12 protein-coding genes are annotated in these 12,994 nt (G+C 64.0%); 7 read left to right on the plus strand and 5 right to left on the minus strand.

What is annotated here, in order from left to right; genetic code table 11:
• Positions 1-81: 81 nt before the first annotated feature.
• The 5 genes from rarD to ACIOVF_RS25540 form a co-directional block, all read right to left on the minus strand.
• Positions 82-969 (minus strand): EamA family transporter RarD, encoded by an 888-nt coding sequence (gene rarD / locus ACIOVF_RS25520; protein WP_045199195.1) that lies wholly within the window; start codon positions 967-969, stop codon positions 82-84.
• Positions 970-1,034: 65 nt separating this feature from the next.
• Positions 1,035-2,009 (minus strand): serine/threonine protein kinase, encoded by a 975-nt coding sequence (locus ACIOVF_RS25525; RefSeq protein ID WP_093378854.1) that lies wholly within the window; start codon positions 2,007-2,009, stop codon positions 1,035-1,037.
• 161 nt (positions 2,010-2,170) lie between these two features.
• On the minus strand, positions 2,171-4,078 hold the full coding sequence (locus ACIOVF_RS25530) for a PhoX family phosphatase (protein WP_093378859.1): 1,908 nt from the start codon (positions 4,076-4,078) through the stop codon (positions 2,171-2,173).
• Positions 4,079-4,141: 63 nt separating this feature from the next.
• The gene (locus ACIOVF_RS25535; RefSeq protein WP_045199202.1) at positions 4,142-4,906 is read right to left on the minus strand and encodes a TOBE domain-containing protein; all 765 of its coding nucleotides are present in this window, start codon (positions 4,904-4,906) and stop codon (positions 4,142-4,144) included.
• Between the two features lie 59 nt (positions 4,907-4,965).
• Positions 4,966-5,703 carry a ComF family protein gene (locus ACIOVF_RS25540; RefSeq protein ID WP_401293428.1) on the minus strand — a complete coding sequence of 246 codons (738 nt, stop codon included), beginning with the start codon at positions 5,701-5,703 and terminating at the stop codon, positions 4,966-4,968.
• Positions 5,704-5,792: 89 nt separating this feature from the next.
• Between ACIOVF_RS25540 and bioB the strand changes: the two genes are divergently transcribed.
• From bioB to ACIOVF_RS25575, 7 genes are all read left to right on the plus strand, one after another.
• On the plus strand, positions 5,793-6,851 hold the full coding sequence (bioB, locus tag ACIOVF_RS25545; protein ID WP_401293430.1) for a biotin synthase BioB: 1,059 nt from the start codon (positions 5,793-5,795) through the stop codon (positions 6,849-6,851).
• A gap of 7 nt (positions 6,852-6,858) precedes the next feature.
• Positions 6,859-8,031, plus strand: coding sequence for an 8-amino-7-oxononanoate synthase (bioF, locus tag ACIOVF_RS25550; RefSeq protein WP_401293433.1), 1,173 nt, complete (start codon positions 6,859-6,861; stop codon positions 8,029-8,031).
• The gene (locus tag ACIOVF_RS25555) at positions 8,024-8,755 is read left to right on the plus strand and encodes an alpha/beta fold hydrolase (protein ID WP_093378876.1); all 732 of its coding nucleotides are present in this window, start codon (positions 8,024-8,026) and stop codon (positions 8,753-8,755) included. The genes bioF and ACIOVF_RS25555 overlap by 8 nt, the downstream gene beginning before the upstream one ends.
• Entirely contained in the window at positions 8,748-9,572 is an 825-nt protein-coding gene (gene bioC, locus ACIOVF_RS25560) for a malonyl-ACP O-methyltransferase BioC (RefSeq protein WP_401293436.1), read from the plus strand. Before ACIOVF_RS25555 ends, bioC begins: the two co-directional genes overlap by 8 nt.
• Before the next feature lies 1 nt (position 9,573).
• Positions 9,574-10,254 carry a dethiobiotin synthase gene (bioD, locus tag ACIOVF_RS25565; protein WP_258595152.1) on the plus strand — a complete coding sequence of 227 codons (681 nt, stop codon included), beginning with the start codon at positions 9,574-9,576 and terminating at the stop codon, positions 10,252-10,254.
• A 107-nt stretch (positions 10,255-10,361) separates the two neighbouring features.
• Entirely contained in the window at positions 10,362-10,658 is a 297-nt protein-coding gene (locus tag ACIOVF_RS25570) for a hypothetical protein (RefSeq protein WP_045199215.1), read from the plus strand.
• A gap of 269 nt (positions 10,659-10,927) precedes the next feature.
• Positions 10,928-12,733, plus strand: a complete 1,806-nt coding sequence (locus ACIOVF_RS25575; protein ID WP_010221411.1) for a phenylacyl-CoA dehydrogenase — start codon at positions 10,928-10,930, stop codon at positions 12,731-12,733.
• The last annotated feature ends 261 nt before the right edge of the window (positions 12,734-12,994 follow it).

Consider the following 12,994-nt stretch of genomic DNA (forward strand, 5'->3'; position numbering starts at 1 on the left):
GGATGCGCCTGTGGATAAGCTTGGGAGATGTCGCTGCAGGCCACGATCGGCGTGGCCTGCAGGTGGTTGTGTGTTTTTTGATCAGCTGCGTCGGCGCAGGCTCAGCCAGGCGTCGACGCTGTACAGCGCCAGGCCCGCCCAGATGAACATGAAGGCCACCAGGGTGCTGCTCGACAGGTGCTCGCCGAACAACCACACCGCCTGCAGCAGGACCAGGGTCGGCGCCAGGTACTGCAAGAAGCCCAGGGTGGTGTAGGGCAGGTGCCGGGCGGCAGCGTTGAAGCACACCAGCGGCACCAGGGTGACCGGACCTGCGGCTATCAGCCACAAGGCTTCGCTACTGGTATAGAAGCTGGCCTGGGCGCTGTGAGCCATGGGGTTGAGCAGCATCCAGCCGATGGCCAGCGGCACCAGCATCCAGGTTTCCACCACCAGCCCGGGCAGGGCGGCGACCGGCGCCTGTTTGCGGATCAAGCCATAGAAACCAAAGCTCAGCGCCAGTACCAGGGATACCCAAGGCAGGCTACCGACCTGCCAAACTTGTTGCGCTACCCCAAGCGCGGCCAGCCCTACTGCGACCCACTGCAAACGGCGCAGGCGTTCACCGAGTAAAAGCATGCCCAGCAGCACGTTGACCAGCGGGTTGATGTAGTAGCCCAGGCTGGCTTCAAGCATGCGGCCATTGTTTACCGACCATACGTAAGTCAGCCAGTTGCCGGCGATCAGCGAGCCGCTCAGGGCCAGGATTGCCAGGCGCTTGGGGTTTTCGCGCAGTTCGCGCAACCAGCCCGGATGTTTCCAGACCAGCAGCAGCAACGAGCCGAACAGCGCCGACCAGAGCACCCGGTGGACGATGATTTCTACCGCGGGGACGCTTTGCAGCGCTTTGAAGTAAAGCGGGAACAAACCCCAGATGATGTAGGCGCTCAGGCCCAGGATGTACCCGCGGCGCGGGTTGGCGGCGTGCATGCAGATTCCTTGCTTAGGCAGCTATCTAAAAGCAGGGGGCTATTGTAGACAGACTCGCACGCGCTTCAGAACAATTTCAGCGGTTCTTCATCCAGCGCCGCCATTTGTTCGCGCAGGGCGAGGATCTGGTCGCCCCAGTAGCGCTCCTGGCCGAACCAGGGGAAGCTGCGCGGGAACGCTGGATCGTCCCAGCGCCGGGCCAGCCAGGCACTGTAATGCAACAGGCGCAGGGCGCGCAGAGGCTCGATCAGCGCCAGCTCGCGCGGGTCGAAATCGTGGAACTCGTTGTAGCCATCCATCAGCTCGGCGAGTTGGCCAAGACGCTCGTGGCGTTCGCCGGCAAGCATCATCCACAGGTCCTGCACGGCCGGGCCGGTGCGGCAGTCGTCGAGATCGACGATGTGGAACACTTCGTCGCGGCACATCATGTTGCCCGGGTGGCAGTCGCCGTGCAGGCGGATGACCTGGTGCGGGGTGCTGGCGTAGATCGCTTCGACCCGCTTGAGCAGGTCGCGGGCTACCGATTCGAAAGCCGGCAGCAGGCTTTTGGGGATGAAGTTGCCTTCGAGCAGGGTGTTCAGCGAGGCGTGGCCGAAGTTATCTACTGCCAGTGCTTCGCGGTGCTCGAACGGGCGGGTGGCGCCGACCCCGTGCAGGCGGCCGAGCAATTGCCCGAGGCGATACAGCTGGTCGAGGTTGCCTGGCTCCGGCGCGCGGCCGCCGCGGCGCGGGAACAGGGTGAAGCGAAAGCCGCTGTGCTCGAACAGGGTCTCGCCGTTGTGCACCAGTGGCGCCACCACCGGCACTTCGCATTCGGCGAGTTCCGCGGTAAAGCTGTGTTCTTCGAGGATCGCCGCGTCGCTCCAGCGGTCTGGGCGGTAGAACTTGGCGATCAGCGGTTCGGCCCCTTCGATGCCCACCTGGTAGACCCGGTTCTCGTAGCTGTTGAGTGCCAGCACCCGGGCGTCGCTGAGAAAGCCAATGCTTTCCACGGCGTCCAGGACCAGGTCGGGGGTGAGTGTTTCAAAGGGGTGGGACATGCTCGCTCCTGCTATGCGGCAGGTGGCCGCAAGGTTCCTGCATGGTATCGCACATCGCCGGCTCGTGTGGGAGCGGGCTTGCCCCGCGATGCAGACACCAACTGATGTGCCGTCTGCACTGGCGTCATCGCGGGTCAAGTTGAGTTGTCGCACCGCCGCTCCTACAGATGGGCGCCAACGATCCCACCATCCTCCCTGCTGATTGCCATCACCGACGAGCGCGGCTTGCCATTGGGCAGGTGCTCGGGGAAGGTCGAACCGCCGGTTTCGCCCGGATGCTGGATACCGACGAACAGCGTGCGCTGGTCCGGGGCAAAGGCGATGCCGGTCACTTCGCAGGCCACCGGGCCGACCATGAAGCGGCGGATCTCGCCACTGGCAGGATCTGCACAGAGCATCTGGTTGTTGCCCATGCCGGCGAAGTCACCGCTGTTGCTGTAGTCGCCGTCAGTCAGTATCCACAAGCGGCCATCGGCATCGAAGCCCAGGCCATCGGGGCTATTGAACATGTTTTGCGGGGTGATGTTGGCGGAACCTGCCTTGGCATCACCGGCATGCACGGATGGATTGCCGGCCACCACGAACAGGTCCCAGTCGAAGCTCATGGCGCCATGGTCATCGGCGGATTCGCGCCAGCGCAGGATCTGCCCGTAGACATTCTTCTCGCGCGGGTTGGGGCCGCCGACCGGCTGGCCGTCTTCACCGCGTTTGACGTTATTGGTCAGGGTGCAATAGACCTGGCCGTCCGTGGGGCTGACCACGATCCACTCCGGGCGGTCCATGCGCGTGGCCTGCAGGTGGCTGGCGGCCAGGCGTGCATGGATCAGCACCTGGGCCTGGCTGGCAAAACCGTTGGCGGCGTTGAGGCCGTGCTTGCCGTGGGTCAGCTCCAGCCATTGGCCTTTGCCGCGCGGATGGTCAGGGGTACGGTCGCCATCGTCGAAGCGCGCCACATACAAGGTGCCGTGGTCCAGCAGGTTGCGGTTGGCGCTGGCGTTCTTGTGGTCGATGCGCTCGCGGCTGATGAACTTGTAGATGAACTCGCCTCGCTCGTCGTCGCCCATGTACACCACGGCGCGGCCGTCGGCGGTCTCGGCGAGGGCGGCATTTTCGTGTTTGAAGCGGCCCAGGGCGGTGCGCTTGAGCGGTGTTGATTGCGGATCGAACGGGTCGATCTCGACCACCCAGCCATGGCGGTTGAGTTCGTTGGGGTTTTTCGCCAGGTCAAAGCGCGGGTCGTGCGGGTGCCAGTCGACGTCCTTGCCGCTGACCGAAGCGCCATAACGCTTCTGCGCGGTATCGAAGGCCTGGGCCGGATCGCTGCTGCCGAAACAGTCGGTGAAGTTCTCTTCGCAGGTCAGGTAGGTGCCCCACGGGGTTTTGCCGTTGGCGCAGTTCTGGAAGGTACCCAGCACCTTGCGCCCGCTGTTGTCGGCCGCGGTTCTGAGCAGGGCATCGCCGGCGGCGGGGCCGCTGAGGCTGATGGGCGTGTTGCCATGGATGCGTCGGTTGTAGGGCGAATCCTGGATGAATTGCCACTGGCCGTCGGCGCGTCGCACTTCGATTACCGACACCCCTTCAGCGGCCTGGGCCTTGTGCACCTCTTCGGCAGAGGCCGGTTTGCCGCCGTGGCTGAACAGGTAGCGGTAGTTGGTGTACTCGTTGTTGATCGCCATCAGCGCGCGGTTGTCGTCGCCGGGGAAGGGGAACAGGCTCATGCCGTCGTTGTGGTCACCGAACTGCAGTTCCTGGGCCTGGGCACTGCCATTGCCGGAAGGGTCAAAGGCTGGCGCGTCGGCGTGCAGCGGCTGGCCCCAGCTGATCAGCACCCGGGCCTTGTAGCCTGGTGGCAGGCTGATGCTGTCGGCGCTGGCGGCGGGAATGCTGGCAAAGCCCAGCAGGCTGCTGTTGCCGGCGCTGACGCTGGCGGCCAGAACGCTGCGGCTGAGCAGATTGCCACCGAGAAACAACGCTGCGCCGCACAGGGCCCCGGCACCGATAAAGCGCCGGCGGCTGAGACGGGTGAGCTGTTCGAGGTCGGTTGGCTGGTGTTCTTCTAATAGGTGCATGACAGGCTTCCTGCGGGTTTGGCAGTCACCTTAGTCAGGGCGCATGACGGTTTTGTGGCAGTTTTACAGCGGCGTTCCGAGAAGTACGTAGGAAGGCTGGAACTGCACCTGCAGGTCGCTACCTACAACGACCCGGTGATCCTTCAGCCAGTGAGCTTCGGCAAAGGCACACAGGGTTTGCCCGCTGGCCAGGGCCAGGCGCACTTCGGTGGGGCCCTCGGCGTCGTCAAGCAAGGCATCGACCTTGACCGGCAAGCAGTTGTAGCCCTGCGCAGGTTGTTCACCGAGGCCGAGCAACTCCAGCCAGCCGGCCTTGATCAGGGCGACGACGGCGGTACCGGGGCTCAGTTCCAGGCGAGCGGTGCTGTCGTGGGTGATCTCGGCGTCGATGCGCAGATCACCCGCCAGGGTCAGGCTGATGCGGTCATAGCGCCCCTGGGTCTCGATCGAACTGATGCGCCCGTGCAGTTGGTTGCGCGCGCTGGTGCGCAGCATCAGGCGGCCGAGCAGGTCGAGATCGCTGGCGTCTTCGGCGGCTTCGAGGATCTGCGCCTGCAGCGCCTGCAAACGCTGGTACAGGCGCAGCACCCGTTGGCCTTCGGTGGACAGTTTGGCCCCACCGCCGCCACGGCCGCCGACACTGCGCTCGACCAGCGGGCTGGCCGCCAGGTTGTTGAGCTCGTCGATGGCATCCCAGGCGGCCTTGTAACTCATGCCGGCGCTTTTCGCCGCACGGGTGATCGAGCCTTGTTCGGCAATGTGTTGCAGCAAGGCAATACGCTGCGGACGGCGGACGATGTGCTGGGTGAGCAGGGCAGGCAGAGACATAAGCGGTAACGGGCACCTGAAAGGAAACAGCCCGAAAGTGCCCGCACCCCGCGTGCAAGTCAAGCGCTGCCGGGCTTGGCGGTACGTGCCAGGCAGTAGACATCGACCCGCCGGGTGCCCGCCTTGAGCAGCAGGCTGGCCAAGGCCTGAGCAGTAGCGCCAGTGGTCAGCACGTCATCCACCAGCGCCACATGACGCCCGGCAATCAGCTTGTTGTCGTGGATGGCGAAGGCCTGGCGCAGGTTGCGTTTGCGCGCATGCGCCTTGAGGCCTTGCTGGGCCGGGGTATCGAGGGTGCGGATAAGCACCTGTTCGCTGCAGCTTATGCCCAGTTGCTGCGCCAGCCAGTGACCGAGCATGCCCGCCTGGTTGTAGCCACGTTGGCGCAAACGCCGCTTTGCCAACGGCACCGGCAGCAACAAGGCCGGGCGCGGCAGCCCTTCTTCAAAGCGATGGATCAACCAGCGCCCGAGCAGTTGCGCCAGCAGGCGGCCCAGCGGCCACTGGCTGTTGTGCTTGAAGCGGGTGACCAGCGCATCGACCGGAAAGCCGTAGTGCCAGGGCGCCTCGACCCGATAGAAAGCCGGCGGGCGCCGGCTGCACTGGCCGCAAACCAGACCGTGCATGGGCAGCGGCAGGGCACAGACCTGGCAATGCTCATCGAGCCAGGGCAGTTCGCTTTCGCAGGCGACACACAAAGGGTAGGGCTGCTCGGCCGCTTCATTGCAGAGCAGACAGGTATGGTTATTAAATAGCCAGTTGTAAACCTTGTTTTTGACTTGTGGTTGACAGTGCATCAGCCTTCCTTAACTATGCGAGCTATCCGTGATGCGCTGGCGGGGTTTCCTGTGCCGGCGCTTGTACAAGCCTAAACAAGGAACCGCCGATGAGCGCCAGCACAACTGCAACAACACGTCACGACTGGTCCCTGGCCGAGGTCAAAGCCCTGTTCCAGCAGCCGTTCAATGACTTGCTGTTCCAGGCGCAAACCGTGCACCGCGCGCATTTCGACGCCAACCACGTGCAGGTCTCGACCCTGTTGTCGATCAAGACCGGCGCCTGCCCGGAAGATTGCAAATATTGTCCGCAGTCCGGCCACTACAACACCGGGCTGGAAAAACAGAAGCTGATGGAAGTGCAGAAGGTCCTCGAAGAGGCCGCCCGCGCCAAAGCCATTGGTTCGACCCGCTTCTGCATGGGCGCGGCCTGGAAGCATCCGTCGGCCAAGGACATGCCTTACGTGCTGCAGATGGTCAAAGGGGTCAAGGCCATGGGCCTGGAAACCTGCATGACCCTCGGCAAGCTCGACCTTGAGCAAACCCAGGCGCTGGCCGAGGCCGGGCTGGACTACTACAACCACAACCTCGACACCTCGCCGGAGTTTTACGCCAGCATCATCACCACCCGCACTTACAGCGATCGCCTGCAGACCCTGGCCTATGTGCGCGACGCCGGGATGAAAATCTGTTCGGGTGGCATCCTCGGCATGGGCGAGTCGCTGGACGACCGCGCCGGGTTGCTGATCCAGCTGGCCAACCTGCCGGAGCACCCGGAGTCGGTCCCGATCAACATGTTGGTAAAGGTCGCCGGCACTCCGCTGGAAAACGCCGAAGACGTCGACCCGTTCGATTTCATCCGCATGCTCGCCGTGGCCCGCATCCTCATGCCCAAATCCCACGTGCGGCTGTCCGCCGGCCGCGAAGCGATGAACGAGCAGATGCAGGCCCTGGCCTTCTTTGCCGGTGCCAACTCGATCTTCTACGGCGAGAAACTGCTGACCACCGCCAACCCGCAAGCCGACAAGGACATGCAACTGTTCGCGCGCCTGGGCATCCAGCCCGAAGCCGGTGAAGAACACGCCGACGAAGTCCATCAAGCGGCCATCGAGCAGGCCTTGGTCGAGCACAAGAGCAGCGAGCTGTTCTACAACGCTGCCTCGGCCTGAGGCGCGCATGGCTTTTGATCTTCGCGCGCGGCTCGAGCAACGCCGCGCGGCTGACCTGTACCGTCAGCGCCCGCTGCTGCAAAGCCCGCAGGGCCCTGAAGTGGTGGTCGACGGCCAGCCGTTGCTGGCGTTCTGCAGCAATGACTACCTGGGCCTGGCCAATCACCCGGAAGTGATCGCCGCCTGGCGCGCCGGTGCCGAGCGCTGGGGTGTCGGCGGCGGCGCTTCGCACTTGGTGATCGGCCACAGCAGTCCGCATCACGCGGTCGAAGAAGCCCTGGCCGAACTTACCGGGCGGCCGCGGGCACTGCTGTTTACTACCGGCTACATGGCCAACCTCGGTGCTCTGACCGCGTTGGTCGGGCAGGGCGATACGGTGCTGCAAGACCGCCTCAATCACGCCTCGCTGCTCGATGCCGGGCTGCTCAGCGGCGCGCGCTTCAACCGCTACCTGCACAACGATGCCCAGAGCCTGGCCAGCCGCCTGGACAAGGCCGTCGGCAACACCCTGGTGGTGACTGACGGGGTGTTCAGCATGGACGGCGACCTGGCCGATCTGCCCGCCCTGGCTGCAGCGGCCAATGCCCGCGACGCCTGGCTGATGGTCGACGACGCCCATGGCCTGGGTACCTTGGGACGCAACGGCGGCGGCATCGTCGAGCATTTCGGCCTGACACTGGCGCAGGTGCCGGTGCTGATCGGCACGCTCGGCAAGGCTTGTGGCACCGCGGGTGCTTTCGTGGCGGGTAGCGAAGAGCTGATCGAATGCCTGATCCAGTTCGCCCGGCCCTACATCTATACCACCAGCCAGCCACCGGCGCTGGCCTGCGCCACCCTGCGCAGCCTGGAACTGCTGCGCAGCGAACACTGGCGACGTGAGCACCTGGCGGCGTTGATCCAGCAGTTTCGCTGCGGCGCCGAGCAGATTGGCCTGCAGTTGATGGACAGCTTCACGCCTATCCAGCCGATCCTGATCGGCGACAGCGCGCGCGCTTTGCGCCTGTCGCAGCTGCTGCGCGAGCGCGGCCTGCTGGTGACCGCGATCCGCCCACCCACGGTGCCTACCGGCAGTGCGCGGCTGCGCGTGACCCTGAGTGCGGCGCACAGCGCGGCGCAGGTGCAGCTATTGTTGAATGCATTGGCTGACTGTTATCCGCTGCTGGAGCCTGCTGATGCGTAATCATCTGATCCTGTTGCCGGGCTGGGGCCTGGGCAGCTCCGCCTTGCAACCGCTGGTGGCGACCCTACGGGCCATCGACCCCGGTTTGCGGGTCGAGATCCAGGCCTTGCCCAGCCAAGTGTCGAGCAACCCCGAAGACTGGCTCGACAAGCTCGACCGGCAACTGCCACGCCATGCCTGGCTGGGTGGCTGGTCGCTGGGCGGCATGCTCGCCGCAGAGCTCGCTGCTCGCCGAGGCGATGACTGCCATGGCTTGATCACCCTGGGCAGCAACCTCAGTTTTGTTTCGCGCCCAGGCTGGCCGCACGGTATGGCGGTGGATACCTTCCAGACCTTCCTCGAGGGCTGCCGTTATCACACCCAGGTCACCCTCAAGCGCTTTGTTTCGCTGTGCAGCCAGGGCGCGCAAGAGCCGCGCAGCCTGGCCCGGTTGCTCAGCGCCTGCATGCCCGCGCCGGCCCCCGAGGAACTGGTGGCGGGGTTGCAGGTGCTCGGCCAGCTCGATACCCGGAAGGCTGTGCAAGCTTATGGCGGCCCGCAGTTGCACCTGTTTGCCGGGCGTGACGAGCTGGTGCCGGCGGAGGTCGCCGGCGAGTTGCTGGAGATTCTGCCCGACGTGGAAGTCGGGCTGCTGGAAGACAGTGCTCATGGTTTTGTGATGGAAACACCTCATGAGTTGGCGGCAGCAATCAAGGCCTTTGTACATGAGAGTGGTGATGACTGATCTTTCCCTGCCGGGCCTGCCCGGCGCCTTGCCCGATAAACGCCAGGTTGCTGCGTCGTTCTCCCGCGCCGCCGCCAGCTACGACAGCGTCGCCGAACTGCAGCGCGCGGTAGGTACTGCGCTGCTTGAGCAGTTGCCGGGTGCACTTGAACCGCAACGCTGGCTGGACCTGGGCAGTGGCACCGGCTACTTCAGTCGCGCCCTGAACAGCCGTTTTCCCCAAGCCGCCGGTATCGCCGTGGACATCGCCGAAGGCATGCTTGAGCACGCCCGCGAGCAGGGCGGGGCGCATCATTATGTAGCTGGCGATGCCGAGCGCTTGCCGCTGCGCGACGCCAGTATCGAGTTGATTTTCACCAGCCTGGCGGTGCAATGGTGCGGCGATTTTCGCGCCGTGCTCAGCGAGGCCCGGCGCGTGCTGCAACCGGGTGGCGTACTGGCGTTCGCCAGCCTCTGCGTCGGCACCCTGCATGAACTGCGCGAAAGCTGGCAGGCGGTCGATGGCCTGGTGCACGTCAATCGCTTCCGGCGCCTTGAGGACTATCAGCGCCTGTGCGGCGAAAGTGAGCTGCAGGTGCTGAGCCTGCAGGCCCGGCCCCATGTGTTGCACTACCCGGATGTACGCAGCCTGACCCACGAACTCAAGGCCCTCGGCGCCCACAACCTCAACCCCGGCCGTCCGGCAGGCCTGACCGGACGCGCGCGCATGCAGGGGCTATTGCAGGCCTATGAGCGCTTCCGCCAGCCGCAAGGACTACCGGCGACCTACCAGGTGGTCTACGGTGTACTGCAAAAGCCGCCGGTAGAAGGGGATTGAGATGAACCCGGCCTATTTCATTGCAGGGACCGACACCGACGTCGGCAAGACCACCATCGCCGCCGGCCTGCTGCACGCCGCGCACCTGGCCGGCCTGAGCACCCTCGGTGCCAAGCCGGTGGCGTCCGGTTGCGAGGCCAGCAGCCAGGGCCTGCGCAACGCCGATGCCATGGCGCTGATCGCCGAAAGTTCGCTCAAGCTGCCCTACGACCAGGTCAACCCGTTCGCCTTCGCGCCGGCCATTGCCCCGCACCTGGCGGCGCGTGAGGCCGGTATCGCCCTGAGCGTGCAGGCCTTGTTGACGCCGATGCGCGAGGTGCTGGCCCAAGGCGCTGATTTCACCCTGATCGAAGGTGCTGGCGGCTGGCGCGTGCCGTTGTCCGACCAGGCCAATCTGTCGGACCTGGCCGTGGCCCTGAAGCTGCCGGTGATCCTTGTGGTCGGCGTACGTCTGGGCTGCATCAACCACGCCTTGCTGACGGCTGAAGCCATTGCCCGCGATGGCCTGCAACTGGCTGGCTGGGTGGCCAACATTGTCGACCCGCGCACCTCGCGCCTGGAGGAAAACCTCGCCAGCCTCGCCGAACGTTTACCGGCGCCGTGCCTCGGGCGGGTGCCGAAGCTCAAGCAGGTCAGCGCTGAAGCGGTGGCCGCGCACTTGCAACTGGACCTGCTGGACTGACGCTCGTCTATCGTAAGGCACAGTGCCATTAGTGTTTTCAACGGGCCTTTTGTTGGCAAGTCTGCTTCAATAGAGGCTGTTCGCCTTCAGCGTCATGGAGTTTCGACATGGAAATCTCGGGCAACTCAGTCTACTACGCAGGGCTCGGCGCCATTCAGGCCGGGCAGAACCGCGTCGATCAGGCCGCCAGCCAGATCGCCAACACCACCGTCGAGCGTGCCGCCACCAGCCAGTCCAGCGACTATCAGGCCGAGCGCCTGCGTGCGGTCGATCGCAGCCAGCAGATGGACCTGGCCACCAGCAGCGTCGAGATGGCGCTGGGCAAGCATCAGGTCGAACTTGGTGTCAAAGTGGCCAAAGCATCGGACGAAATGCTCGGCACCCTGATCGATACCTACGCCTGACCCCCTGCGGCTCGCCCTCTGCGCGCCTTCAACTAGTCTTTATGTATCAGCGCCTTGGCCTTGCAGGCCGGCGCTCGGCTGCGCGTTTGCGGGGTATTTTGCCAGGGCAATCGCGCAGTCTGGCATGGCCGAACTGCCCTCTGCTTGATGCTTGACAAGTTTTCGGCGTAAACGTATGTTTCAAACAACTGTTTGACCGAAAGCCGCCTAGAGCTGGTCGGTATATCGCGGTCTCCCTATCCAGGATTCATCAGCAGAGGTTCATCGCTATGCCTGATTACAAAGCCCCCTTGCGTGATATTCGCTTCGTTCGTGACGAGCTGCTCGGCTACGAAGCGCATTATCAGAGCCTGCCGGCTTGCCAGGACGCCACCCCGGACATGGTTGACGCCATCCTCGAGGAAGGCGCCAAGTTTTGTGAACAGGTACTGGCCCCGCTGAACCGTGTCGGTGACCTTGAAGGCTGCACCTGGAGCGAGTCGGGCGTAAAAACCCCATCCGGCTTCAAGGAAGCCTACAAGCAGTTCGTCGAAGGTGGCTGGCCGAGCCTGGCCCATGACGTCGAGCACGGCGGTCAGGGCCTGCCTGAGTCGCTGGGCCTGGCGGTCAGCGAAATGGTTGGCGAGTCGAACTGGTCGTGGGGCATGTACCCTGGCCTGTCCCACGGCGCGATGAACACCATCTCCGAGCACGGCACCGCCGAGCAGCAGGAGACCTACCTGACCAAGCTGGTATCCGGCGAATGGACCGGCACCATGTGCCTGACCGAGCCACACTGCGGTACCGACCTGGGCATGCTGCGCACCAAGGCCGAACCTCAGGCTGATGGTTCCTACAAAGTTACCGGCACCAAGATCTTCATCTCGGCCGGTGAGCACGACATGGCCGACAACATCGTCCACATCGTCCTGGCCCGCCTGCCCGATGCTCCTGCTGGCACCAAAGGCATTTCGCTGTTCATCGTGCCGAAGTTCCTGCCGACCGCCGAAGGCACTGTCGGTGAGCGCAACGCCGTTTCCTGTGGCTCGATCGAACACAAGATGGGCATCCACGGCAACGCCACCTGCGTGATGAACTTCGACGCCGCTACCGGCTACCTGATCGGCCCGGCCAACAAAGGCCTGAACTGCATGTTCACCTTCATGAACACTGCTCGCCTGGGTACCGCGCTGCAAGGCCTGGCCCACGCTGAAGTGGCGTTCCAGGGCGGCCTGAAATACGCTCGCGACCGCCTGCAAATGCGCTCGCTGACTGGCCCGAAAGCGCCGGACAAAGCCGCTGACCCGATCATCGTCCACCCGGACGTACGTCGCATGTTGCTGACCATGAAGGCGTTCGCCGAAGGCAACCGCGCCATGGTCTACTTCACCGCCAAGCAGGTGGACATCGTCAAGTACAGCCAGGACGAAGAAGAGAAGAAGAAAGCCGACGCACTGCTGGCCTTCATGACGCCGATCGCCAAGGCGTTCATGACTGAAGTCGGCTTCGAAGCAGCCAACCACGGCGTACAGATCTACGGCGGCCACGGCTTCATCGCCGAGTGGGGCATGGAGCAGAACGTTCGCGACAGCCGCATCTCGATGCTGTACGAAGGCACCACCGGCATCCAGGCGCTGGACCTGCTCGGCCGTAAAGTACTGATGACCCAGGGCGAAGCGCTCAAGGGCTTCACCAAGATCGTGCACAAGTTCTGCCAGGGCAACGAAGGCAACGAGGCGATCAGCGAGTTCGTCGCACCGCTGGCCCAGCTGAACAAAGAGTGGGGAGAGCTGACCATGAAGGTCGGTATGGCTGCAATGAAAGACCGCGAAGAAGTCGGCGCCGCTTCGGTGGACTACCTGATGTACTCCGGTTACGCCTGTCTTGCCTACTTCTGGGCCGACATGGCGCGCCTGGCTGCCGAGAAGCTGGCTGCCGGCACCACTGAAGAAGCCTTCTACACCGCCAAGCTGCAGACCGCGCGTTTCTACTTCCAGCGCATCCTGCCGCGTACCCGCACCCATGTCGCAACCATGCTGTCGGGCGCCAACAACCTGATGGACATGAACGAAGAGCACTTCGGTCTCTCGTACTGATTCAAAGGCTGTAAGGAAAAACGCCTGCCCTCACCGGCAGGCGTTTTTTTTTGCCTTTTGCTTCCTGTGGGAGCGGGCTTGCCCCGCGATAGCTTTCTGTCAGCCACATCGCATCGCGGGGCAAGCCCGCGGGGGCCCCCCCCCCCCCCCCCCCCCCCCCCCCCCCCCACCCCCCACCGAAAGAAATTTTGGGGGGGGGCAAACAAAAAAAACAACCAAATATTGATTTTGGGGGGGGGGGGTGGATAGTGGTTGGTTTTT

It is taken from the genome of Pseudomonas sp. NPDC087612 (assembly GCF_044743505.1).
Lineage (GTDB): Bacteria > Pseudomonadota > Gammaproteobacteria > Pseudomonadales > Pseudomonadaceae > Aquipseudomonas.